General features: G+C 70.6%; 20 protein-coding genes. 12 read left to right on the top strand and 8 right to left on the bottom strand.

Annotated features, from left to right (window positions below; translation table 11 throughout):
* Positions 1 to 4: 4 nt before the first annotated feature.
* Complete coding sequence (locus RB614_RS12110; RefSeq protein ID WP_308712540.1) at positions 5 to 1,222, bottom strand: NAD(P)/FAD-dependent oxidoreductase; 1,218 nt, start codon at positions 1,220 to 1,222, stop codon at positions 5 to 7.
* Between the two features lie 122 nt (positions 1,223 to 1,344).
* Between RB614_RS12110 and RB614_RS12105 the strand changes: the two genes are divergently transcribed.
* The 9 genes from RB614_RS12105 (at position 1,345) to RB614_RS12065 (ending at position 10,571) form a co-directional block, all read left to right on the top strand.
* Positions 1,345 to 2,130 carry an IclR family transcriptional regulator gene (locus tag RB614_RS12105; RefSeq protein WP_308712539.1) on the top strand — a complete coding sequence of 262 codons (786 nt, stop codon included), beginning with the start codon at positions 1,345 to 1,347 and terminating at the stop codon, positions 2,128 to 2,130.
* Between the two features lie 112 nt (positions 2,131 to 2,242).
* Complete coding sequence (locus RB614_RS12100) at positions 2,243 to 3,130, top strand: VOC family protein (protein ID WP_308712538.1); 888 nt, start codon at positions 2,243 to 2,245, stop codon at positions 3,128 to 3,130.
* Between the two features lie 29 nt (positions 3,131 to 3,159).
* On the top strand, positions 3,160 to 4,524 hold the full coding sequence (locus RB614_RS12095; protein ID WP_308712537.1) for an aromatic ring-hydroxylating oxygenase subunit alpha: 1,365 nt from the start codon (positions 3,160 to 3,162) through the stop codon (positions 4,522 to 4,524).
* A 13-nt stretch (positions 4,525 to 4,537) separates the two neighbouring features.
* Positions 4,538 to 5,086: an aromatic-ring-hydroxylating dioxygenase subunit beta gene (locus RB614_RS12090; protein WP_308712536.1), complete on the top strand. Its 549-nt coding sequence runs from the start codon at positions 4,538 to 4,540 to the stop codon at positions 5,084 to 5,086.
* An 84-nt stretch (positions 5,087 to 5,170) separates the two neighbouring features.
* Positions 5,171 to 6,094: an alpha/beta fold hydrolase gene (locus tag RB614_RS12085; protein ID WP_308712535.1), complete on the top strand. Its 924-nt coding sequence runs from the start codon at positions 5,171 to 5,173 to the stop codon at positions 6,092 to 6,094.
* Complete coding sequence (locus tag RB614_RS12080; RefSeq protein ID WP_308712534.1) at positions 6,091 to 7,872, top strand: flavin-containing monooxygenase; 1,782 nt, start codon at positions 6,091 to 6,093, stop codon at positions 7,870 to 7,872. Before RB614_RS12085 ends, RB614_RS12080 begins: the two co-directional genes overlap by 4 nt.
* Entirely contained in the window at positions 7,865 to 9,010 is a 1,146-nt protein-coding gene (locus RB614_RS12075) for a CaiB/BaiF CoA transferase family protein (protein ID WP_308712533.1), read from the top strand. Before RB614_RS12080 ends, RB614_RS12075 begins: the two co-directional genes overlap by 8 nt.
* 32 nt (positions 9,011 to 9,042) lie before the next feature.
* Positions 9,043 to 9,807, top strand: a complete 765-nt coding sequence (gene fabG, locus RB614_RS12070; RefSeq protein WP_308712532.1) for a 3-oxoacyl-ACP reductase FabG — start codon at positions 9,043 to 9,045, stop codon at positions 9,805 to 9,807.
* Positions 9,804 to 10,571 (top strand): crotonase/enoyl-CoA hydratase family protein, encoded by a 768-nt coding sequence (locus RB614_RS12065; RefSeq protein WP_308712531.1) that lies wholly within the window; start codon positions 9,804 to 9,806, stop codon positions 10,569 to 10,571. The genes fabG and RB614_RS12065 overlap by 4 nt, the downstream gene beginning before the upstream one ends.
* A gap of 698 nt (positions 10,572 to 11,269) precedes the next feature.
* On the opposite strand, the gene RB614_RS12060 is transcribed toward RB614_RS12065, so the two are convergent.
* The 7 genes from RB614_RS12060 to RB614_RS12030 are packed head-to-tail and all read right to left on the bottom strand — an operon-like array spanning position 11,270 to position 18,330.
* Positions 11,270 to 12,196 (bottom strand): NAD(P)/FAD-dependent oxidoreductase, encoded by a 927-nt coding sequence (locus RB614_RS12060; RefSeq protein ID WP_308712530.1) that lies wholly within the window; start codon positions 12,194 to 12,196, stop codon positions 11,270 to 11,272.
* Positions 12,193 to 12,780 (bottom strand): UGSC family (seleno)protein, encoded by a 588-nt coding sequence (locus RB614_RS12055; protein ID WP_308712529.1) that lies wholly within the window; start codon positions 12,778 to 12,780, stop codon positions 12,193 to 12,195. Before RB614_RS12055 ends, RB614_RS12060 begins: the two co-directional genes overlap by 4 nt.
* 27 nt (positions 12,781 to 12,807) lie before the next feature.
* Entirely contained in the window at positions 12,808 to 13,884 is a 1,077-nt protein-coding gene (locus RB614_RS12050) for a hypothetical protein (protein WP_308712528.1), read from the bottom strand.
* Positions 13,885 to 14,802 (bottom strand): SDR family NAD(P)-dependent oxidoreductase, encoded by a 918-nt coding sequence (locus tag RB614_RS12045; RefSeq protein WP_308712527.1) that lies wholly within the window; start codon positions 14,800 to 14,802, stop codon positions 13,885 to 13,887.
* Positions 14,799 to 16,097: a hypothetical protein gene (locus tag RB614_RS12040; RefSeq protein ID WP_308712526.1), complete on the bottom strand. Its 1,299-nt coding sequence runs from the start codon at positions 16,095 to 16,097 to the stop codon at positions 14,799 to 14,801. Before RB614_RS12040 ends, RB614_RS12045 begins: the two co-directional genes overlap by 4 nt.
* A complete protein-coding gene (locus tag RB614_RS12035) occupies positions 16,094 to 17,503 on the bottom strand; it encodes an aldehyde dehydrogenase family protein (protein WP_308712525.1) in 1,410 nt (469 codons plus the stop codon). Before RB614_RS12035 ends, RB614_RS12040 begins: the two co-directional genes overlap by 4 nt.
* A gap of 5 nt (positions 17,504 to 17,508) precedes the next feature.
* Positions 17,509 to 18,330, bottom strand: coding sequence for a beta-keto acid cleavage family enzyme (locus tag RB614_RS12030; protein WP_308712524.1), 822 nt, complete (start codon positions 18,328 to 18,330; stop codon positions 17,509 to 17,511).
* 146 nt (positions 18,331 to 18,476) lie between these two features.
* Between RB614_RS12030 and RB614_RS12025 the strand changes: the two genes are divergently transcribed.
* From RB614_RS12025 to RB614_RS12015, 3 genes are all read left to right on the top strand, one after another.
* A complete protein-coding gene (locus tag RB614_RS12025) occupies positions 18,477 to 20,141 on the top strand; it encodes a hydantoinase B/oxoprolinase family protein (protein ID WP_308712523.1) in 1,665 nt (554 codons plus the stop codon).
* Between the two features lie 2 nt (positions 20,142 to 20,143).
* Positions 20,144 to 22,177, top strand: a complete 2,034-nt coding sequence (locus RB614_RS12020) for a hydantoinase/oxoprolinase family protein (RefSeq protein ID WP_308712522.1) — start codon at positions 20,144 to 20,146, stop codon at positions 22,175 to 22,177.
* Positions 22,178 to 22,364: 187 nt separating this feature from the next.
* Complete coding sequence (locus RB614_RS12015; RefSeq protein ID WP_308712521.1) at positions 22,365 to 23,669, top strand: aspartate aminotransferase family protein; 1,305 nt, start codon at positions 22,365 to 22,367, stop codon at positions 23,667 to 23,669.
* Positions 23,670 to 24,009: the final 340 nt, after the last annotated feature.

The raw sequence follows: 24,009 nt of genomic DNA, 5'->3' as shown, positions 1-24,009 counted from the left end.
GGCGTCAGCCGCGCGTCATGGTCTTGATCAGGGCCCTGAGCTCGATGCCGCCGTCGGCGAGAGCGTCGCGATGCGCTCCCACGGGGAGCTGGACGAGCCGGCGCGCCGCCCCGACATCGCGAGGGCGGTCGAGGCCGCACACCGCGACGACGACTTCGTCGCGGAGCCAGAAACCCAGGTAGGACTTCGATGTCGAGTCTGGTCGCATGACGAGTTCGTCGGTCGTGCGCGGGCGCCCGAACATCTGGAACGTGAGTCCGAACTGGTCGGACCAGACGTACGGCGTCTCGGTGAACGCTGTCGGATGCCCCGCCATGGTCGCGCCGACCGCGGTGCCGTGCTTCAAAGCGACGTCCCAGTGCTCGATCCGGCCCGGCCCCGCGACGAGTTGGGGATGCGGCTGGCTCGCGACGTCGCCGGCGGCGTACACCCATGACACGTCGGTGCGTCCGTAGGCGTCGACGGCGATGCCCTGGCCGTCGGTCCGTACGCCGATCGCGCGGGCAAGCTCGGTGCGGGGCTCGACACCGACACCGACGACGACCGTTGCCGCCGGGATCCGCGTGCCGTCGTCGAGCACGACCTCCTCGACGGCGCCCACCCCTTCGAACCGTTCCACCGTCCGCCCCAGAACGAACCGCACTCCGCGGTCCTGGTGGAGCTCCAGCGCCCGCAGACCGATGCGCTCGTCGAGGTTTTGCAGCGGCCGGGCGCCGACCTCGACCACGGTGACGTCGAGCCCGCGCTCGCGGGCCAGTGCCGCGATCTCCAGCCCGATGAAGCCCGCTCCGACGACGACCAGCGGACCGCCGGCGGAGAGGCGGTCAGCCAGCAGGGCGGCATCCGACGCGTCCCGCAGCACGAGGACGTGGGAGAGGCTGGAGCCCGGGACGGTCAGCCGCCGCGCGGCGACCCCGGTGCTCAGCAGGAGGGCGTCGACCCTCAGGGAGTCGCTGGCATCGAGGTGGAGGGTGCGGGAGACCGGATCGACGCCGTGTACCTCGATGCCGAGCCGCAGCTCGATGTCGAGCTCCGCGAACCGGCCGGGAGGAGCGATCGGGCGGAGTGTGCGGTCCGCCAGCTTGGAGAGCGGGGGGCGCTCGTACGGCGGATGAGGGTCCCGGTCGATGACCGTGATCCGTCCGTCGTAGCCGTGCGAGCGCATCGCGATCGCGGCTGAGACGCCCGCGGCGCTGGCTCCCACGATGGCGCTGTGCTGCATCCCGTTCCTCGCTTCGAGAAAGTTGCGATCGACATCCTGGCGTCTGATATACCATATCTCACGTCCCTAATGTTCCCAAGAGTGGAACGGTGCGGGGACGGCAGTGGGGAGAGGAGGGTCTGGTGGATCTCCAGCGGGCCAAGAACGAAGGGGTCGGCAGCAGTCACGACACATCGGCAGGCAAGGCGCTGGCCCTCCTGGACGCGCTGGGCGGCCCTCGCGCCGTCATGGGCGTCTCCGAGCTCGCTCAGGTCGTCAGCCTTCCCAAGTCGACCGCGCACCGCCTCCTGACGGTTCTCATCGACAGCGGTTACGTACGGCGGGCGGGCGACAAGTACGCGCTGTCGACCCGGGCGTTCGAGCTGGGAAACCAGGTCGCGGTCGCGCGTGCGAACGGCTTACGGGACCGGGCGATGCCGGTGCTGAGCGAGCTCTACGCGCAGACCCGCGAGGCGGTCCATCTCGCCGTGCCCGCCGGATCGAGCGTGTTGTACGTCGAGAAGCTGTTCGGACCGGAGTCGGTTCGGATCAACACCGCGGTGGGCATGCGCCGGCCACAGCACGCGACGGCGCTCGGGAAGTCGATGCTCGCGTTCTCCCAGCCGCGAACCGGCGGCTCCATGCAGGCCCGCTACTACCGGTTCACCGCGTTTACGATCGCCACCCCCGACCTGCTGGGGCGGGCGCTCGACCGGGTCCGCGAAGAGGGGTTCGCCACCGACTTCGAGGAGACGTTCCTCGGGGTCTCGTGCATCGCGGTGCCGGTCCTCGACCGGCGGACCCACAAGCCGGTGGCCGCGCTGTCACTGTCGGCCGCGGCCGTCGGCCGCTCCGTGCTGCGCTACAAGGGCGTGATGCTCAAGGCGGCCGAGCAGCTCTCCGGCCACGTCAGCACGTTGGTCGCCTGATGCGTGCCGCGCGCCTGTTCGACCAGACGGAACGGCTTCGTTGTCGGGCGCGCCCACCCCTCGCACGATCGGTGGACCAGCTCGACGTGAACCAGAGGGGACGGGTCAACGCATGACGAGAGTCGAAGCACTCGGCTACCTGGGACTCCGGGTGAAGAGCCTCGAAGACTGGGAGGTCTTCGCGACCGAGATCCTGGGCATGACCGCCTCTCGCCAGGAAATCGACGGCGAGGACGCCCTGGTCCTGCGTATGGACGAGCGCGCTCATCGCCTCACGTTGCGGGTCGGCGACGACGAGCTCGACTACGTCGGCTGGCAGGTCTCCGGGCCTGACGCCCTGGACGAGGTGGCGGCCGCACTCGACGGGGCCGGCGTTCCCTACAAGGACGATGCGGGGCTCGCCGAGCGCCGTGGCGTACGCCGGCTGCTCCGCTGCACCGATCCTGCCGGGTACGCGCTGGAGTTCCACTACGGCGCGACGATGATGCGGGAGCCGTTCGTCTCGCCCACGGGTGCGCGGTTCGTCACCACCGCTCCCGATGGCGCGGACACGGGACTGGGGCACGTCGTCGTGGTCTGCGACAACGCCGAGGAGACGACCGAGTTCTACCGGCGGGTCCTCGGCTTCAAGGTGAGCGACCACATCGTCCCGGTCCCGGGGCTGCTCCTCACCTTCCTGCACACCAACCCGCGGCATCACTCGCTCGCCGTGGCTCCGGTCTACGGGGACGGGTCGGCGGGGATCAACCACTTCATGGTGGAGGTCGACGACCTCGACGTCGTCGGCCGCGCCCTGGACAAGGTGCACCAGCGCGAGATCCGGCAACTGGCCACGCTGGGGCGCCACACGAACGACAAGATGCTGTCCTTCTACGTGGAGTCCCCGTCCGGCTTCGGGGTCGAGTACGGCACCGACGGGCTGCTCATCGATGACGATACCTGGTCGGTCGTGACCTACGACGCCTCGGCGTACTGGGGCCACGTCTTCGATCGTGCGTGACCTTCCTCAGCAACGAGGGGAGAACTGACATGACCACCGCGGCGCCCGGAACCACCGCCTACCTCGAGTCGCTCGTCAACGTGGCGACCGGGGAGCTGGACCGCCGGATCTTCAGCGACGAGGAGATCTTCGAGCTGGAGATGAAGCACATCTTCGGGCGGGCCTGGCTCTTTCTGTGCCACGAGACGCAGATCCCGAAGAAGGGCGACTTCTTCGAGGCGCCCATGGGCAAGGACAACGTGCTCGTGGTCCGCCAGCGCGACGGCGGCATCAAGGCTCTGCTCAACACCTGCACACACCGCGGCAACGCGGTCTGCCGGGCCGAGGAGGGCAACGTCAGGAACTTCATGTGCACTTACCACGGCTGGACGTTCGGCCTGGACGGCGAACTCGTCGGCGTACCCGGGATGTCGGACTTCTACCACGACGACCTGGACAAGACGAAGCATCCCTTGCGCAAGGTGGCCCAGCTCGACAACTACAAGGGGTTCATCTTCGCGACCATGGACCCGCAGGCCCCGCCGCTGCTGGAGTTCCTCGGGCGCACGGGCCGGATCGGCATCGACCTGCTGGCCGAGCGGGGTGACATCGAGGCCCGTCCGGGCGTCCAGAAGTTCACGCTCAACTGCAACTGGAAGTTCGCCGTGGACAACGCCTTCGACTACTACCACCCGCAGATCACCCACATCTCCGCGCAGGCCGTCGGGATGATCCCCAGTGCCGACGCGACCGACACCGGAGGCGCCAAGACCGACGAGGGCAAGAGCCTCGGCGTGCAGCGGCTCCCCACCGACCTGGACACCCTGGTCGCGCTCGGAGAGTACGGACACGCGATCTCCGGCCCGAGCCTCGACTCGATACTGAAAACCCTCCCGACCGAGATGCACGAGCTCGTGACCTGGCGTCAGAACCCCGGTCCGCTCGCGTTCCTCGGCCCGGTCGGGTCACGGTTCGCCGGCCACCCGCACCTCTTCCCGACCGCCTGGTTCACGATGGACTCGCAGATCAGCCTTCGGGTCCCGCGCAGCGCGGGCGTCACCGAGGTGTGGTGGTTCAGCTTCCGGGACCGCAACGAGTCGCCCGAGGAGCAGAGGGCCCAGCTCGGTCGCCAGATCCACTCGTTCGGCCCGGCGGGCTTCCTGGAGCAGGAGGACGGCGAGAACTGGTCGCAGAGCACGATGCAGACCCGCGGCGGCGCCAGCCGGGACATCCCGCAGCTCCTCAAGATGGGGCTCGGCCGCGGCAAGATCATCCACGAGGACGGTGTCGCCCGCATCGAGGCGCCCGTCAACGAGTACGCGCAGCTGTGGACCTACCTGTCCTGGCTCGAGTGGGTCAAGGGCACCGGCTGGGACGAGCTGCGTTCCTCCACCACGCCCGGCGACCACATCTGAGGACTGACGAGCCATGGAAACCATGCGCCTGGAGACGGCGATCGCGCCGGAGAAGATCGCGGCGATGTACCTGCAGTACGAGGTCGAGCGGTTCTACACCCACGAGGCCGCCCTGCTGGACCACCTGAGATTCGAGGAGTGGGTCGACCTGTTCACCGACGACACGGCGTACTTCATGCCGATCCGTCGGACCGTTCCGCGCCGCAACCTCTCCCGGGAGTTCACGCGGCCCGGCGAGATGGCGTTCTTCGACGACGACAAGGCGACGCTCGTCGGCCGGGTGCAGAAGCTGGGGACCGGGACCGCCTGGGCAGAGGACCCGCCGTCCCGGACCCGCCACCTCGTGACGAATGTCCGCATCGTCGAGGACTCGGGCACCGAGCTGACCGTCGAGACCTGCTTCCACCTCTACCGGACCCGGCTGAAGTCGGAGATCGACGAGTGGATCGGACGTCGCGAGGACGTACTTCGCCGTACCGAGGAAGGGTTTCGGATCGCCCGGCGCCACATCTACCTCGACCAGACCATCCTGCTGTCGCAGAACCTCAGCAACTTCTTCTGACCGACCCGAACGAGTGACAGACCCGAACGAGCGCGCCAGCCGCCGGCCGGCACTCTCCGGCGGCCGCGAAGACGAGGAGGCCCGGTGGGATCGACCCGCCACGACCTGCGAGCGGAGGTCACGCGGTCGGTCACCGCGAACGGGATCAGCCTGTGCTGCGCCACGTACGGCGACCCGGCGGACCCGCCGCTCCTCATGATCATGGGCATCGGCACCCAGCTGGACGGCTGGGACGTGAGCTTCCGCGACGACCTGGTCGACTCGGGCTTCTTCGTGATCCGCTTCGACAACCGCGACGTCGGGCTGTCCCAGCGTCTCGAAGGAGTCCCTGACCTCACCGCGATCCGAGACGGCGACCTCCGCACCCTGCCCTACACCCTCGACGACATGGCGGCCGACAGCGTCGGACTTCTCGACGCGCTGGGCATCGATCGCGCCCACATCCTCGGCGCGTCGATGGGAGGCATGGTCGCGCAGCTCGTGGCGATCCACTGGCCGGAGCGGATGCTCTCCCTCTGCTCGATCATGTCGAGCACCGGCGACCCGTCGGTCGGCCAGGCGGACCCGGCCATCATGGAGCTGATGCGCCGACCCGCTCCCGCCACGCGTGCGGGAGTCGTCGAGGCGGCTGTGGAACGCTCGCGCGCGCTGGCCGGGAGCGGCTTCCCGTTCGACGAGGAGGCGGCGCGGACCCGTGCGGCCGCGGCCTACGACCGCGCACACGACCCGGCCGGCCGGCTCCGGCAGCAGGCGGCCGCCATCGCCTCGGCGGACCGGACGCCCGCGCTCCGCGGCCTGCGCGTGCCGACCGTCGCCGTCCACGGGAGCGACGACCGCCTGGTCGACGTCAGTGGTGGCCAGGCGACCGCGGACGCCGTACCGGGCGCCTGGCTCGAAGTCGTCGACGGCATGGGCCACGGGATCGTGCCCGAGGCCTGGCCCCAGATCATCGCAGCGGTCCGTCGCAACGCGGCCCGGGCGACAGCCCTCCCAGGAGACGTCAGGTGACAGTGCAGGCAGACAAGCGGGCACTCGGGTTCCACCCCGACGCGCTGCGCGAGAAGTACCGGATCGAGCGGGACAAGCGGCTGCGCGCGGACGGCTCGCGCCAGTACCAGGCCCTCGAAGGCGAGCTCGCGCACTTCATCGACGACCCGTACACGCCGAGGATCGAGCGCCAGCCGGTCGCCGACCACGTCGACGTCGTGGTCGTCGGCGGGGGGTTCGGCGGGCTTCTCCTCGGCGCGCGCCTGCGCGACCTGGGCTACGACGACATCCGGCTCGTCGAGCAGGGCGGTGACTTCGGCGGCACGTGGTACTGGAACCGCTACCCGGGCGCCGCGTGCGACACCGAGGCCTACATCTACCTCCCGCTGCTGGAGGAGACGGGCTACATGCCCAGCGAGAAGTACGTGAAGGCACCCGAGATCCTCGAACACTGCCGGCGGATCGCCCGGCACTACCGCCTCTACGACGGCGCGCTGCTCCAGACCCGGGTCTCGGGTGTCACGTGGCGCGAGGAGACCGGACTCTGGACGGTCGAGACCGACCGCGGCGATGTGTTCACCGCCCGCTACGTCTGCATGACGGCCGGCGCGATGCAGAAGCCGAAGCTGCCGGGCGTGCCCGGCATCGAGTCCTACCGCGGCCACACGTTCCACACGACCCGCTGGGACTACGGCTACACCGGAGGCGACAGCAACGGTCGGCTCGACGGGCTCGCGGACAAGAGCGTCGCGATCGTGGGGACCGGGGCGACCGCCGTCCAGGCGGTACCCCACCTGGGCGCCAGCGCCGGACACCTGTACGTCGTCCAGCGCACGCCGTCGGCGGTCAACGCGCGCGACAACCGGCCGACCGACCCGGCGTGGTTCGCCTCGCTCCGGCACGGATGGCAGCGCGAGCGGATGGACAACTTCTCGACGTTCGTGGCCGGCGGCGACGCGGAGACCGACCTGGTCAACGACGGCTGGACCGCCATCTACCGGCTCCGGACGCTGAGCGGCGGTGTGCTCGACGAGCTCGACGACTTCGCCAAGATGGAGGAGATCCGCGCTCGGGTGGTCGACATCGTGCGCGACCCGGCCACGGCCGAGGGGTTGAAGCCGTGGTACCGGGCCCTCTGCAAGCGGCCGTGCTTCAACGACGAGTACCTGGAGACCTTCAACCGGCCGAACGTCACCCTGCTCGACACCGACGGCCGGGGGATCGAGCGGGTCACCCCGACCGGGATCGTGGTCAACGGCACCGAGTACGACGTCGACTGCCTCGTTTTCGCCAGCGGCTTTCAGGTAGGGGCGCCGTTCGCGAGCAGGCTCGGCTACGACGTGGTCGGCCGGGGCGGTCGCAAGCTGAGCGAGAAGTTCTCCACCGGGATCTCGACGCTCTACGGGATGCAGACCAGCGGCTTCCCGAACTTCTTCATCGTCGCGCTCAACCAGGTGGGCGTCAGCTCGAACTTCGCCCACGTGCTCGACGTCCAGAGCCGGCACGTCAGCCAGGTCATCCACGAGGTCGACCGGCGGGGTGCCCGCGCGGTCGACGTGGTGGTGGCGGACGAGGAGGCCTGGGTCCAGACCGTCTTCGAGTCCTCGCGCGCCAACCTCGAGTTCCTCGAGTCGTGCACCCCGGGCTACTACAACAACGAAGGACAGCCCAACGCGACCATCTCGCGGCGCAACGGGGCGTACGGGCCCGGGATCGTCGCCTTCGACCACCTCATCAGCGCCTGGCGGGCCGAAGGCTCGTGGCAGGGGCTGACCTTCGAGCCGACCGGGAATGGCTGACGTGTCGGGCGACGGGCCGCTGTCGGGGCTCGTCGTCGCGGACTTCTCCCGCATCGTCGCCGGCCCCTACTGCACCATGCTGCTCGGCGACCTCGGCGCCGACGTGATCAAGGTCGAGAGCCCGGCGGGCGACGACACGAGAACGTTCGTGCCGCCGGTGCGGGACGGCGAGTCGACCTACTACCTGGCCGTGAACCGCAACAAGCGGTCGATCGCGCTCGACCTCGCCGACGAGAGCGACCTCGCGGTGGCGCGCACGCTCGCCCGCCGGGCAGACGTCTTCGTCCACAACTTCAGGCCCGGGAGCATGGAGCGGTACGGCCTCGGGTACGACGACGTCGCCTCGGCCAACCCGGGCGTCGTCTACTGCGCCATCAGTGGTTTCGGGACTCACGCGGGCGCCGCGATGCCCGGCTACGACCTGCTCATCCAGGCGGCCTCGGGGATGATGGCGATGACCGGCGAGGCTGACGGACCCCCGCTGCGGGCCGGTATCTCCGCCATCGACGTGATGACCGGTCTGCACTCGGCCGTCGCGGTGCTCGCCGCGTTGAACCACCGTGGCCGGACCGGCCGCGGGCAGCTCATCGAGATCGACCTGCTGTCGAGCGCGCTCTCCTCGATGATCAACCAGTCCTCGGCCTACGTCGCCGGCGGCGTCGTCCCCCAGCGCATGGGGAACGAGCACCCCAGCCTGTTCCCGTACGGCCCGCTGCCGACAGCCGATCGGGAGCTCATCGTGGTGGCGGGCAACGACCGCCAGTTCCGGATCCTCTGCGACGTACTCGGACGGCGCGACCTCGCGGCCGACCCGCGGTTCGCCACGGTGGGGCTGCGCAACCACCACCGCGACGAGCTGCGCCCGGAGCTTGCGGCCGCGCTGGCCAGCCGGGGCGCCGACGAGTGGGCCGAGCTGCTCACCCGTGCCGGGCTCCCGTGCGGGCCGATCAACGACGTGCGTGGCGGGGTGGAGCTGGCGACTCGGCTCGGCCTCGAACCCGTCGTGGACGTCGAGGGCGTGCCGATGGTGCGGAACCCGGCGGTCTACTCCCTGACGCCGCCGCGGTACCGCCACCGCCCGCCCGCGCTGGACAACGCCGGCGACGTCGTGCGGGCGTGGCTCGCGCGGACCACGTAGGGGTCACCTCAGTCGAGAAAGGACGGTCCACTGTGTTCGGTCAAGGCAGGAGCCCGGTCGCGATCGTGACCGGAGGTGCCCGGGGGATCGGCCGCGGGGTAGCGAACCGGCTGGCGGCCGATGGCTGCGCCGTCGCCGTCCTCGACCTCTCCGCGGAGGCGTGCGCCACCACCGTCGAGGAGATCGAGGCCGCCGGTGGCAGGGCGCTCGCCGTCGGCGCGGACGTCTCGGTGGAGGATGACGTCGCGGCGGCGGTCGATCGCGTGGTCGCGGAGCTCGGAGAGCCGACGGTGCTGGTCAACAACGCCGGAATCGTCCGCGACAACCTGCTGTTCAAGCTCCAGCCCGACGAGTGGGACGCCGTCATCGACGTACATCTGCGCGGCGCCTACCTGATGTCGAGGGCGGCGCAGAAGTACATGGTCGGAGCCCGGTGGGGACGGATCGTAAACCTCTCCAGCACGTCCGCACTCGGCAAGAAGGGGCAGGCCAACTACGCCGCGGCGAAGTCCGGGCTCCAGGGGTTCACCAAGACGCTGGCGATGGAGCTCGGCAAGTTCGGCGTCACGGCCAATGTCGTGGCCCCCGGGTTCATCGTCACCGAGATGACCAGGGAAACCGCGGTCCGGATCGGGATGCCGTACGACGAGTACACCGTCATGCGCGCCGCGGAGATCCCCGTCGGTCGGGTGGGCCAGCCGGCGGACATCGCCGCGGCGGTGTCGTTCTTCGTCAGCGAGGAAGCCTCGTTCGTCTCGGGTCAGGTGCTCTACGTCGCCGGTGGGCCAAAGGCATGACGGTCCCCACGGTCGTGCTTGAGGCCCGGGACGGCGTCCTGGTCATCTCGATCGACCGTCCCGAGGTGCTCAACGCCATCGACCAGCCCACCGCCGAGCTGCTCGCGCATGCTTTCACCCGGCTGGACGAGGATGACCGCGCGCGCGTCGGGGTCCTGCACGGCGGGGCGAAGGCGTTTTCGACCGGCGCCGACCTCCGCGCCGTGGCGGCCGGTCAGTCGCCCGTGGTGCCGGGGCGGGGCTTCGGCGGCCTCACCGAGAGACCGCCGCGCAAGCCGCTGGTTGCGGCGATAGAAGGCTACGCCCTCGGCGGCGGTCTTGAGATGGCCCTCGCGTGCGACCTCATCGTGGCCTCACGAACCACACAGCTCGGGCTGCCCGAGGTCACGCGGGGCCTTATCGCCTCCGCCGGAGGGCTCCTGCGCCTGCCCACCCGGCTCCCGCACTCCGTAGCGATGCGGATGGCGCTGACGGGCGAGCGGCTGACGGGCGAGCAGGCGTTCGACCTTCACCTGGTCAGCGAGCTGGTCGAGCCCGGACGGGCGCAGGAGGCCGCGGTGGCCCTGGCCGCGCGGATCGCGGAGAACGCACCGCTGTCCGTCCAGGCGAGCAAACGCCTGGTCAACGCGGCGGTCGACGGGGCGACCGACGAGCTGCTCCGGCTCCAGGCGGAACTCCAGGCGCGACTGCTCGTTTCCTGGGACGTCGCGGAGGGGATCGCGGCGTTCAAGGAGAAACGGCCTCCCCGATGGGAGGGGCGCTGACCGCGCCGCACCAGAGATCTTCCGGGATCAGGGTGGGCGTCGGGCCGCCGTGTCTTTAAAAGATCAAGACCAGGAACGTTTGGGCTACCGCTCTGTCCGTCGTGGTCCGGACCGTCGCTCCCGCGGCCTCACCCTCCGCGGCGGTCAAGCTCACCCCTTGAAGAGCCGGTCACGGCCTCTGGCCGCGACCTTAGAGAGCTTCCGGAGTCGGGTTTATGCCCATCGCTGGCTCGCGCTGCGCTGCGGGTGCATGGTCGCGGTTGTCGGTTAGTGATCGTGGTACGGAACTGCCCTTGCAGGGGCAGCCCTGTACCACGATCTGCTGGCTTATGGCCTTGGTTGTCGTCGATCAAGGGATCGGTGCGGTCTGGTCATGGTTTCTGCGGCGGGTTGTCGGGTGGCGCGTCGCTACACGAGGTCCCTGATCGCACCAGCAGGGCGTCTGGAAGAGGACAAAGGGTCGCGTGCGGCACACCCCGACCTGGGCCGGCGTAGCCGGGCCGGCGTCGGGGGTTATGGGGTGAGCTTGCCCGAACGCGCAGGGTGAGGCCGCGGGAGCGACGGTCGGGACCACGACGGACGTCGCGGTAGCTCGCATCTTCGGGTCTTGGCTCTTGGATCTGTTTCGGCCGGGAAACGGCGAGCCCGTGCGGCCGTCCACTGCGGACGGACGCGCAAACCCCGATCCCGAAAGGTCTCTAGCTCCTGACGAGGCGTCGTGCCGACCCCGCGGCGGCAGCACCGTCCCCGGCGGCGGCGACCGCGTAGCCGGCGAAGTCGGACCTGAGCTCACGCACCGCGAGCAGCCCGTCGACGGAGGTCCGCATGCCGACGTCGACCCGCACGGAGCCATCCGGGTCGAGATCCACCAGGCCCCGCAGCAGCGACGACCTCGGCTCCATGCCGGCGTTGACGAAGAGTCCCGCGACGTCGAGATCGGTGACCCCGCCGGAATCGAGGTCGCGGACCCGCACCGCACCCAGCACCCCGTCGGACTCCGTCAGCGCCTCCACCTCCGCATGGGACAGCACGCGGATCCGGTCGCTCCCGTCGATGGCTGACCTGGTCGCATCGGAGAGGTCGGGCTGCCCATGGCGAGTGATCAAGGTGACCGTCGAGGCGTAGCGGGCGACGACCAGCGACTCACGACCGGCGAACTCGTGGTCTCCCCGCACAGCGACGGGCTTCTCCTTGAAGAGCGGGCCGTCGCAGGTGCCGCAGTAGGAGACGCCGCGACCCTCCAGGTCACGTTCACCGGGCAGGCCCAGACGCCGGCGGCCGGCCCCCATCGCCGCGACGACTGTGCGAGACCGGATCTCTGTCGCAAGGCCGCGAACGACGAATCCGGTGCCCTCCTTGGCGATCTCGGTGACGTCGTCGAACACGAACTCGGCGCCGGCCTCCAGCGCCTGCGCCTCGACCCGGCTGGCCAGCTCGCTGCCGGAGATCGGATCGGCGATCCCGGGGAACCGCACGACCTCCTCGAGGTTGATCAGTTCGCCACCCATCACGATCTCGGTCACCACGGCGGTGCGCAGGCCGAAGCCCGCGGCGAACAGGCCGGTGGACAGGGCGGCGAGCCCACCGCCGACGACAGCGACGTCGTACTCGTCGGGGTCGCTCATCCGGCCACCTCGCCGATCCCGGCCACGAACTCCTCGCGGCGTGCTGCCGCCCGGAGTGCGTCGATGCCCAGGATGGTCAGTACCTGCGGCAGCGCCTCCTGGGCGCGCTCCTCGATCTCGTGCTGCTCAAGACTCGACACCGGGTGCGCGACGCGGGCGAAGGCGTAGCCCGGCAGGCCCCGGCGCGCGGCCATGGCGGACGCCGAGGCGAGGAACGGCTCCGTGCAGATCGCCGCGGCCGGCACGCCGCGCGCCTCGAAGTCTGTGGCGACGTGCATCGTCGTCGCCGAGCAGGATCCGCAGTCACCGAGCCCGGTGAGGACGGCGTCACAGCGGTCGACCAGGTCAGCCAGCTGAGCCGCGGACGGGAGCATCACTCCCTCGGTCACGACCGGGCCGACGAACTCGACCCCCGGCAGCTCGGATTCCAAAAGCGCCGCGACGGCCGTCAGGAGCTCCGGCGCGTTCCGCTTGGTGTTCGCGAGGAGGCCGACCACCAGCCTCTCGGTGCGCGTCGGCCGTGCCGCCGTCCGCACCTCCGCGACCGCATCGTCCGGGACGGGAACCAACGCCTCGATCGCCATCGCGACCTCCTTGTTCTCGGTATGTGCTCAGGGCATCCGGACCGGCGCGAGGATGAACTCGCCCGGCGGCGTGGCGTAGCACCAGCTGGTGATCACCGAGGAGATGCCGGCGTTGCGGCCCCCGGCCACGATCAACGCGATGTCGCCCGGGTCCCGTGCCCCGTAGCGGTAGGTGATGCCACCCTCGGTCCTGTCCCGCACCGGGTCGGGCCGGAACTTGAGCTCGGCCCTGGCCAGGTCCGCGACCGGTCGTCGGAAGTTCTCGTAGAGGAACCGCTTGGCCTCCTGCTTCGACCATCCGTGCTTGGAGCCGACGATGTCGGCGTGCTCCGGCCCCATCACCACGACCACCGGGCCACCGGGGACCATGGCGCCGAGCCGGGAGAGGGTGTCCGCGATCGTGTGCAGGATGCCCTCGGCGCTGGCGCCGGTGCGGTTTTCGATCGGCTCGGGGCCCCGCCCGCTCATCACCATCACGGTGCTGTCGTCCGCGCTGAAGCCGTGCTCGACGTGCAGCGGCTCCCAGGGCGACTGCTCCTCGTTCTCCGCGAGGCAGAAGCCGAGCTTGCCCGGGTGGCCCTGGGTCGCCTGGTCCAGGGTGTCCGGGCGGAAACCGAGGACGTTGCGCAGGACCAACCGGAGAGCCCGCCCGATCGCCACATTCGCGTGGGCGGCCGGGCCATAGAGGTTGGTCCCGCTGTTCATGCCGAGCGCGTGACGCACCGGTCCGTTCACGACGGTGAGCTGCGCCCCGCCGCCCGTGCTCGCGTTGGACATGTAGAAGAAGGTCCGGTCTCCCGCACCCCACCGTGGGTCGGCCCAGCCCTGGATCGCGGCCACCACGACGGGGAACTGCTCCGCGGCACAGCCGGCCAGGACGGCGTTGACCGCGGCCAGCCGGACGGTGACGTCACGTCGGTTCTCCTCGACGCTGAGCAGGACCTCGTCCGGCTCCCGGCCCGCCGCGGCGAGGCAGGCGTTGACCCGCTCGGCCGTCGGCACCGTGACCGGCAGCCCGTCGGTCCAGCCGCGCCGGGCGAACTCGTCGGCCAGTGCGGACTCGGACTCGCCGGTCACCGTCGCGGCCGTCACAGGGATGCGCACTCAGACCGCCATCCCGCCGCCCATGTCGACCATGGCGCCGTTCATCGCGCTGGCGGCGTCACTGGCGAGGAACGCGACCATGTTCGCCACCTCCTCGGGCAGCTCGTAGCGCTGGATGGCGGTCCGCCCGCGCGGGTAGAGCGTCTCGGGACGGTCCTCGGTCAGTGGCCGCCCCGGGCCCCACATCGAGCCGGCGTTGACGCCGAGGACCTGGATCCCCCGCGGGCCGAGCTCCTTGCCGAGGAACCGGGTGAACTGCCCGAGCCCGGCCTTCAGGGCGCCGTACACGGTCAGCCAGGGCATCGCGGAACTCCCGGCCTCGGAGCCGATGTTGATGATCCGCCCCTGCCCCTGGGGCAGCATGTAGTCGAGCACCGCGCGCGTGCAGTACATCGGTCCGGTCAGCGTGCCGCGGACGGAACGGTCGATCTCCTCGCGCCCGAAGTCGACGAAGTCGCCGACGACGACGTCGGCCGCGTTGTTGACCAGGATGTCGATGCCGCCCAGCGCCGCCGCGGCCTCGGCCATGACGGTCTGGACGCCGTCCCAGTCCATGACGTCGCCGTGGATCGGGACGACCTTCGTTCCCCACTTCTCGGCCGCGGCGGCGGCGACGCCGGCCGCGTCCGGCGCGGACGGGTGCCGCGAGAAGCCGCGCTCACGTACCTGCTCCGCGCTCAGGTCGACGACCGCGACGTCCGCGCCCAGTCCGGCCAGCCTGTTTACGCAGGCCTGCCCGAGGTTGATCCCGGCCCCACCGGTGACGACCGCGCGCCGGCCCCGCAGGTCCAACAGGTCGGTGACCCGCTTCCCGATGCTGTCGAGCGGGATCCGCGTCTCGTCCCACCACACCGTCTGCGACCCGTGACCCGCGTCGATGTGGTCCTGGAGTACCCGCTGCATGAAGTGCGTGGTCATCGGCGTTCCTCGATCGTCGCTGGGATGGTGGTGGTGATGGCCCGCCCGCGGACGAGGGGCCGAAACATCGAGTAGGGAATCGGGTGTTGGTTGGCGCCGAGCTCCGGTGCTCCCCGCCAGCGGTACAGGCACAGGCAGCGGACAGGGGTGGGTGTGGTCATCACGAAGCCGACCGCCTCGAAGAAGCGGGACGTCCGCACCAGGTCCGGCAGGGCCACGTTCATCGCCAGGAGCTCGATCGGCGTGGCGCCGCACTCGTCGTCGGCGAGCTCGGCACGGGCGTCGATCGAGCTGATGGGCCCGGGAAAGCGGGCATGCCACGCGTTGAACCAGCCGACGTAGGGCACGTCGGGGCAGGCGGCCGGTTCGACGGCCGCGAAGGAGAAGCGCTGGGACTGGCTCGAGAGCCGCACCCCGAGCAGACGCGCCTGCTCCTGCCACGGGATGCGCGGATCGACGACCAGGGGTACGGCGAACCGGCCGGCGTAGGTGGAAGGCTGCCGCGGGATCCGGGGGAGCCCGGCGAGGTAGTCGGCAGGGCTGGTGCCGAGGCGGGCCGGGTACCCGGCGCGGACGTAGGCGCCGGTGGTCCGGGTCCACAGGTCGTCCCAGAGGGACTCCAGCGGTGGGGTCGCGGACCGCGTGCGGACCCCGAGCATCCGGCCGCTGTCGCTGGGAGCGAGGTCGTAGGCGACCAGCAGCGAGCCCGGGGTGGGCGGCTCGTCCTCGCGGCCCTCTTCCGGCTGGTCACCGTCGAACCGTGCCGCGATGGTGCGGCCGTCGTACGACGTGGCCAGCCGCGACCAGCTGCGGCGGTCGTCGAGGTGGTGGCCGGTCAGCAGGTGCTGGTCCTGGCTGGCCACGATGTACTGGTCGAGGGTGAGCATGGTGCGCCCGGCGGCCGCCACGGTCGCCAGGGTGGCCGGCTCGTCGAGGTCGGGCCAGGGCGCGTCGCGAGCCGTCTCGTAGTCGAACCACCCCCAGATGTCCGCCGTGTTGACGAAGCCGTTCGCCGGCGACTCGGCGTAGGAGTCCATCTCCGGGAAGACGGTCCGGAACCGGTCCCTCGTGAGGTGCGAGCTGAGCTCGTGGGGCAGGAAGCCGACGGCCCGGCCCGCGCGCCGCAGCTCGACCAGGCGCGCGTCGTCGTACGGGCACGGCGAGACGGTGATCGAGACGTCCAACCGGCGACCGCGCTCGGCCCAGATGGCGCGGTGCAGTCGGGTCTGCTGGTCGGCCGAGAGCGGCTCGCCGGCGACGGCACGTACCGCCGGCGCGGCCGTTGGTGCGATCACGCGCGGCTCCGGTGCAGCACCTTCACCTCGGTGAAGGAGTGCAGGCCCCAGTGCCCGTTCTCCACGCCGATGCCGCTCCACTTCGCGCCGCCGAAGGGTTGGTCGGGGCGGAGTGCGAGGTGGGTGTTGACCCACGCCGTGCCGCAGTCCAGCTCGTCGGCCACGGCCGCGGCGCGGTCGGCGTCGGTGCCCCACACCGAGCCCGAGAGCCCGAAATGGGTGTCGTTGGCCCGCTCCACGACCTCGTCGACCGATCGGTAGGAGAGGACCGGGAGCACCGGCCCGAACTGCTCCTCGTCGACGACGGCCATCCCGTCCGAGACCCCTCGAAGGATCGTCGGCCGGTAGAAGAAGCCGGGGCCGTCGACGAGGTCGCCACCGACGACGGCCTGCCCCCCGCGCCTCACCGCGTCGTCGACCAGTCCGGCCACGCGATCGAGCTGGGGTTTGTTGTTGAGGGGGCCGAGCTGGCTGCGCGGATCGGTTCCGGCGCCGACCCGCACCGAGCGGGCGACGGCGGCGAGCGCCTCGACGACCTCGTCGTACCGGCGCTCGGGGGCGTAGACCCGCTTGACCGCCGAGCAGACCTGTCCGTTGTTGCGGAAGGCCGACCAGAAGAGCCGTTCGGCGACCGCTTCGACGTCGATGTCGTCGAGCAGGATCGCCGGGTCGTTGCCGCCGAGCTCCAACGTGATGCGCTTGAGGTCCGGGGCCGCCGCGGCGGCGACGTGCTTGCCGGTGGCCACCGAGCCGGTGAAGGAGATCTTGCGCGGGACGGGGTGCCCGGTCATGAGCGCACCGAGCGGGTCGGAGCCGCTGATCACGTTCAGGACGCCGGCCGGCAGTACCTCGGCCAGGATCCGGCCGAGCAGGAGGGTCGCGAGCGGTGTGTAGGGCGAGGGCTTGAGCACCATCGTGTTGCCGGCGCGCAGCGCGGGGGCGATCTTCCAGGCGGCGAGGCTCAGCGGGTAGTTCCACGGGGTGATCGCGGCCACGACGCCGAGGGGGCGGCGCTCGACGCGGATGTGGACCTTGTCGTCGTCCTGGAGGATCTCCCGGTCGACATCGAGCCCGGCGAAGTGCCGGAGCCACAGCGCTACCGAACGGACCTCCATCCGGGCATCGGCGAGTGGCTTCCCCTGCTCGTGGGTGAGCACGGGGGCGATCGTGTCGGTGGCGGCCAGGACCGCGTCGGCACTCGCGAGCAGCAGCTTGCGCCTGGCGGCCTCGTCCTGCTTCCAGCTCCGGTAGGCGTCGCGGGCTGACCGCATCGCCTCGTCCAGCTGGGCCTCCGTGCACTCGGGTGCCGTGGCGAAGGGTGCCCCGGTGGCCGGGTCGACCACCTCGAACGACGCTGTCGTCGCGACGGCGTTGCCGCCGATGGTCATCGAGACCTGGTCGGTCATCGCGGTCACCCTTCCCGGTGGGGGAGCTGGAGCTGGCGACGGGCGCCGTGGACGTCGGCGACGGCGAGGTCGAGGTCGCGCGCCAGGGCAGCCGCGCGCGCGACCAGAGGTGCGCTGCCCGGTGCCAGCTCCCCCTTGCGGAGGTAGAGCGTGTCCTCCAGCCCGGCCCGGCAGTTTCCACCGAGTGCCAGGCCGATCGCCGTCAGCTCCAGGTTGGCCCGGCCGACGGCGATGACCTGCCAGGCCGCGCCCGCCGGGAGCCGGCGCACCATGGTCATGAGGTTTTCGGCGGTCGCCGCCATGCCGCCGCGGACGCCGAGGACGATGCTGAACTGGAGCGGCTCGGCCAGCAGCCCTTCGTCCCGGAGCCGCAGGCACGCGTCGAGGTGACCGGTGTCGTAGATCTCGAGCTCCGGCTTGACCCCGAGCTCCCGCATCCGGGCGGCGAGGCGGCGGACGCCGGCGGGCGGGTTGCGAAACTCGCCCTCGCCGAAGCTCATGCTGCACGGGTTCAACGTCGCCATCTCCGGGCGCAGCTCGACGAGCCGCTCGCGCTCCTCGAACGGCACGGTCAGGCCGACGCCGGTCGACAGCTGCACCAGGATGGGGCAGCGCTCCCGGATGAGCTCGACGGTGCGGGCCGCGATGTCGAGGTCCGCGGTCGGCCGGTCGTCGCGGTCGCGCAGGTGCAGGTGGGCCACCGAGGCCCCACCTGCGTACGCCTCCGCGACCTGGTCGGCGATCTCGTCGGGCTGCGTGGGCAGCATTGGGTTGTCCTGCTTCGTCGCGATGGGTCCCGTGGGAGCCACGGTGATGATCACGCTCACGTTCGCCTCCTGATGAATCGGGAAGCCGGCAGATGGCTCGCAAGGACGTACGGTATATGGAGTATGGTATCTCATCAACGGTGCTCCCGCCTTACGGCTTCAAGCGGTCCGCAAGACGTCCGGGAGCAGGAAGAGAGCAGGCACCCGTGGTCGATCCCGTGACCGTCTCGGTCATCACGCACCGGTTCGAGGCGATCGTGCAGGAGATGGGCGAGGCGATGCTGCGCACCGCCTACTCGCAGATCCTCAACTCGAGCAGGGACTTCTCTACGGCGATCACTGACCGCGAGGCCGGGCTGGTGGCGCAGGCCGAGCACGTGCCGATCCACGTCGGCTCGATGCCGTGGGCGGTCCGCGCCATCACGGACTTCTTCGGCGACTCGATCAGGGCCGGGGACGTGTACCTGCTCAACGATCCCTACCACGGTGGCAACCATCTGCCCGACCTCACGACGTTCGTGCCGGTCTTCTTCGAAGACGAGCTCCGCTTCTGGTCGATCAACCGGTCGCACCAGAGCGACATCGGCGGCTCGACGCACGGCGCGTACAACCCGAGCGCGACCGAAATCTGGCAGGAGGGGCTGCGGATCACCCCGCTCAAGCTGTACGACGCGGGCACCGTCCGCGAGGACGTGATGCGGATGATCGCGACCAACGTGCGGCACGCCGACGACTTCCTGGGCGACCTCCGGGCGATGATCGGGTCGTCCTGGGTCGGGGAAAGACGGATCGTCCAACTGCTGGAGGAGTACGGCGCCGACACGGTCGCCCAGTCGGTCGACGCCATCCTGGACAGTGCCGAGCGCCAGACCCGGGCCTGCATCTCCACCTGGACCGACGGGGTCTATTTCGGCGAGGCCGTGCTGGACGATGACGGCCACGGAGCCGAGGACGTCTACATCCGGGCCACGGTCACGGTGTCGGGCGACTCGCTCCACGTCGACCTGAGCGACTCCCACCCTCAGGTCACCGGCTTCGTCAACTCGTCCTACCCGAACATGATGTCCGCGGTCTACATGGCCCTGTCCTTCCTCATCGAGCCGCGGACCCCGAAGAACTCGGGGACGTTCCGGCCGCTCACGGTGACCGCCAAGGAGGGCACGGTGGTGTGGGCACGCGCCCCGGGGCCGGTCACGCTGGCCACGAACCACTGTGCCCAGGAGATCGCCGAGTCCGTGATCAAGGCCCTGGTGGGTGCCTGTCCCGATCGGGTGATCGCCGGCTGGGGTCGGCGGTTCCGGATCGCCATCAAAGGTGTCGACCCGCGGACCGGCCGCCAGTTCATCTGGCACCTCTTCCACGCGCGGCCGGGGGGCGGGGCCTCCCCGGCCGGAGACGGGTGGGAGACGGCAGGCGAGGGCCAGGCGATGGGCTCCTCCAAGTTCGGCTCGGTCGAGGTGGCAGAGGTCCGGTTCCCGCTCTTCTTCGAGCACCACGAGTTCCGGCCCGACTCGTTCGGCGACGGGCAGTTCCGTGGAGGTGCCGGCTCGGTGCTCCGGCTCCGGATGGAGACCGAGCAGACGGCGGTGGCCAACACGGCGGGCGACGGCGTCAGGCACCCGTCGTTCGGGACGTGTGGCGGACGCGACGGTGTCCCGCACCGGTACCGACTCCTGGCGGGGGAGGACGTGCGGGAGCTCCGGACCAAGGAGGTCGACATCGAGGTCCCACCTCACTCGGTGTTCCTCGTCGAGTCCGCGGGCGGCGGTGGCTACGGGCCGCCGGCCGCGCGCTCTCCCGATGCCCGGCGGCGGGACGTCGAGAACGGCTTCGTCTCGGCCGACGACACTCTCCTCACGACGGGAGCCTGAGCGTGTACCGGATTGGCATCGACATCGGCGGCACCTTCACCGACCTGGCCGCGGTCGACGGCGACGGCCGGGTGGTCATCGCAAAGTCCTCCTCCACCCCGCGGGACCCTTCGGACGGGCTACTCGAAGGGCTGACCAAGCTCGCCGCCGCGCTTGGCACCACGCGTGACCAGATGCTGGGTGCGACCGAGCGGATCGTGCACGGCACCACGGTGGCCACCAACGCGCTGTTGGAGGGCAAGGGCGCGAAGGTCGCACTGCTCACGACCGAGGGCCACCGGGACGTGATCGAGATGCGCGAGGGGATGAAGGAGGACCGGTACAACGTGCGGATGGCGCCGCCCCTGCCGCTGGTGCCGCGGGCGCGACGCTTCGGGGTCCGGGAGCGGATGCGGGCGGACGGTACGGCGGCGATCCCCCTCGCGGCGCAGTCGCTCGCGGCCGCGGTCGAGGCGGCCGCCGCATCGGGAGCCGAGGCCATCGCGGTCTGCTACCTCCACTCCTACCGCAACCCCGAGCACGAGCAGGTGACCGCCGTGGCGCTGGCGGACCGGCTTCCCGACACGTACGTGTCGCTGTCGAGCGAGGTCTTGCCGCAGATCAAGGAGTACGAGCGGGTCTGGACGACGGTCGTCAACGCGTACGTCGGCCCGGTGCTCGCGGACTACCTGTCCCGGCTCAGCGGCCGCCTCGCCGACGCGGGCTACGCCGGCGAGGTGATGATCATGCACTCGCACGGCGGCGTGGCCACGATCCCGGAGTCGAGCCGGCTCGCCGCGGGGGCCGTCCTCTCCGGGCCCGCCGGCGGCATCGCGGCCGCGAAACAGGCCGCCAAGCTCGTCGGCACCGGCGATCTGATCACCTTCGACATGGGTGGCACCAGCACCGACATCGCGTTGCTGCAGGACGGTGAGGCGCCATTGACCGCCGAGAAGCAGGTCGGCATCGCCAAGGTCTCGCTGCCCACCCTCGACATCCACACGCTCGGCGCGGGTGGCGGTTCGATCGCCCGGGTCGACAGCGGCATCCTCCACGTGGGACCGGAGAGTGCGGGAGCGGTACCCGGCCCGGCGTGCTACGGGCGAGGTGGCACGGAGGCCACGGTCACCGACGCGAACGTGGTCCTCGGGTTGCTCGACCCGGCCGGCTTCGCCGGTGGCGATCTGCCCCTCGACGCCGCCGCCGCGGAAACGGCGGTCGCAGCCGTGGGCGAGGTCCTGGGGGTCTCGACGGTCGAGGCCGCCGCGGGTATCTCCAAGGTCGTCAACACCACGATGGCCGAGGGGATCCGGATCGTGTCCGTGCGTCGAGGCGTCGACCCGCGCGGCTTCACGCTGGTCGCCTTCGGCGGTGCGGCAGGCGTCCACGTCACCGAGGTGGCCCGGCTTCTGGACATCAAGCGGGTGGTCGTGCCCAACGTCGCGTCCGTCCTGTCCGCCTGGGGGATGCTGGCCACAGACCTGCGCTACGAGATGGTGCGCTCCCACATCGGGGACGCCGCGTCGACGTCGGCCGAGGGGATGCGGCGGCTGCTGCTCGACATGGAGCGCGAGGGCCGGGCCCGGCTCGACGGGTTCGACGGGCGGATCGAGGTCCGGCGCGCGCTCGATATGCGGTACGGCGAGCAGATCTACGAGATCACCGTGCCCATCACCGACGTGGACGTCGACGCGAGCGACTTCGTCGACGAGGTCGTCGCGAGGTTCCACAAGCGACACCAGGAGCTCTACGCGTACAGCGCGCCCGGGCAGGAGGTGGTCATCGTGAACGCGCGGACGACCACCGTCGGCAAGCTGCCGGAGCTGCGCGCCGAGCCGCTGCCGACGGGCCGTGGCCACAGCCCGGGTGCCGGTATGCGTCAGGTCTATCTGGATGGCTGGATCGACGTTCCCGTGTACCGCATGGAGACCGTGGCGCGGGGGGATCGGGTCACGGGTCCCGCCCTCTTCGAGTCGACCACCACCACGGTCCTGCTTCGCACCGGCGACTCCGCGGTCGTCAACGAGCACGGATGGCTCGACATCCGGCTGGCCTAGGGCCTGCATCAAATTCCTTGCCGGGCTGCGCCGGGCCCAGACGCCGCCATGCGGCGCCGGGCGTAAGGCCACATACAACACCGGTATGCGACCTTGCGCCCGCCACCACCTGACGCCGCCTGGACTCCGGCTCGCACCGACAAACTCTTTGATACAGGCCCTAGACCGTCGATCTTAGGAGAAGCGCATGACCACCACCGACGTCGAGGCGGAGCTGCGCGAGCTGCTGGCCCTGGCCGAACGGCGGTACGTCGCGGGCAATCCCCGCAGTGAGCGTCGGTTCAGGGAAGCGGGCGCCGTGTTGCCGGGGGGCAACACGCGGACCTCGCTCTACTACGCGCCGTTCCCGGTCACGTTCGTGGCGGGGGAGGGGCAGTTCCTCACCGACCTCGACGGGCACCGTTACGTCGACCTGCTCGGTGAGTACTCTGCCGGCCTCTACGGCCACTCCGACCCCAGGGTCCTGGCGGCCGTGCGCCGGGTCCTCGACGAAGGGCTGTCCTACGGCGGCCCCAACAACTACGAGGTGGAGCTGGCCCGAACCATCACGGAGCGGTTCTCCTCCGTCGAGCTGCTGCGGTTCACGAACTCGGGAACCGAGGCGAACCTCTTCGCGATCGGGACCGCCCGCGCGGTGACCGGTCGGAGCAAGGTGTTGGTCTTCGAGAGCGGTTACCACGGAGGCGTGCTGAGCTTCCGCGGCGAGGCCCCCCTCAACGCTCCGTACCCGTACCTCGTCTGCGACTACAACGACGTGCCCGGGACGCTGGCCGCGATCCAGCGGCACCGTGACGACCTGGCCGCGGTGATCCTCGAGCCGATGCTCGGCGGCGGCGGCGCGGTGCCCGCGACCGCCGAGTTCGTCCGCACGATCCGTGAGGCGACGGCTCGACACGGCGTCGTGCTCATCGTCGACGAGGTGATGACGTCGAGGCTGGCGCCGGGTGGACTTCAGGAACGGTTGGGCGTCGTGCCCGACCTGACGACGTTCGGAAAGTATCTGGGCGCGGGGTTCAGCTTCGGCGCGTTCGGTGGCGATCGGCGGCTGATGGAGCGGTTCGACCCGAGTGTCCCCGGCAGCCTGTCGCACCCCGGGACGTTCAACAACAACACGGTCACGATGGCGGCCGGCCTGGTGGGACTCCGCGAGGTCTTCACGCCCGAGGCGGTCGGTGAGCTGAACGCGCGGGGTGACCGACTCCGGGACCGGCTGAACGCCCTCTTCGCCGAGTTCGGCGTGGCTGTCCAGGCGACCGGTGTCGGCTCCATCCTGGGGCTGCACTTCCAGCGCTCCCCGATAGTCAGCGGTCGCGACATCGACCCGGCGCCCGACAAGCGCGCCCTGCTGCACATAGAGCTCATGCTGCGCGGCTTCTACATCGCCCGTCGGGGCTACCTGGCACTCCCCCTGCCGGTGACCGACGCCGACCTGGCCTCGTTCGTGGACGCCGTGGGGGACGTCGTCGCCACCCACCGGCGCGTGCTCCGCTAGACCTTCGGGGTCGAGGTGCCCGTGCGGCGGCCCCAGATCCCAGGTAGGTAAAGAGAATTCCGAGCTACCGCGATGCCCGTTGTGGTCCAGGCCGTCGCTCCCGCGGCCTCACCCTCCGTCGCTGGTCACGGTCACCCCTTCCGGGCGCCCGGGCGCCCTGTGCCGTGCGGCGGCGTGGCGGTCTTGCGGGGGCGGCGGGCGTAGCGGGGCTGTCGAGCTGCCCCGTCTGTGCGTCCGGCTTCGTGTGACGCCGGCGACCGCGGCGCAGCGCAAGGACGCAACGACTCGCCGCGAAAGCGCGCCGCGAAGCGCGCCGAGGGGCGGCGGCGCGCAGCGCCGA

Origin of the sequence: Phytohabitans maris, assembly GCF_031085175.1 — a bacterium.
Taxonomy (GTDB): domain Bacteria; phylum Actinomycetota; class Actinomycetes; order Mycobacteriales; family Micromonosporaceae; genus Phytohabitans; species Phytohabitans maris.
This window is presented reverse-complemented; position numbering and strand designations above follow the sequence as displayed.

Coding starts and splice junctions, on each gene's coding strand:
- RB614_RS12075 (WP_308712533.1), top strand. CDS start 7,865: ATGGCTGACGTGTCGGGCGACGGGCCGCTGTCGGGGCTCGTCGTCGCG.
- RB614_RS12110 (WP_308712540.1), bottom strand. CDS start 1,222: ATGCAGCACAGCGCCATCGTGGGAGCCAGCGCCGCGGGCGTCTCAGCC.
- RB614_RS12060 (WP_308712530.1), bottom strand. CDS start 12,196: ATGAGCGACCCCGACGAGTACGACGTCGCTGTCGTCGGCGGTGGGCTC.
- RB614_RS12055 (WP_308712529.1), bottom strand. CDS start 12,780: ATGGCGATCGAGGCGTTGGTTCCCGTCCCGGACGATGCGGTCGCGGAG.
- RB614_RS12065 (WP_308712531.1), top strand. CDS start 9,804: ATGACGGTCCCCACGGTCGTGCTTGAGGCCCGGGACGGCGTCCTGGTC.
- RB614_RS12045 (WP_308712527.1), bottom strand. CDS start 14,802: ATGACCACGCACTTCATGCAGCGGGTACTCCAGGACCACATCGACGCG.
- RB614_RS12090 (WP_308712536.1), top strand. CDS start 4,538: ATGGAAACCATGCGCCTGGAGACGGCGATCGCGCCGGAGAAGATCGCG.
- RB614_RS12100 (WP_308712538.1), top strand. CDS start 2,243: ATGACGAGAGTCGAAGCACTCGGCTACCTGGGACTCCGGGTGAAGAGC.
- RB614_RS12015 (WP_308712521.1), top strand. CDS start 22,365: ATGACCACCACCGACGTCGAGGCGGAGCTGCGCGAGCTGCTGGCCCTG.
- RB614_RS12035 (WP_308712525.1), bottom strand. CDS start 17,503: ATGACCGACCAGGTCTCGATGACCATCGGCGGCAACGCCGTCGCGACG.
- RB614_RS12095 (WP_308712537.1), top strand. CDS start 3,160: ATGACCACCGCGGCGCCCGGAACCACCGCCTACCTCGAGTCGCTCGTC.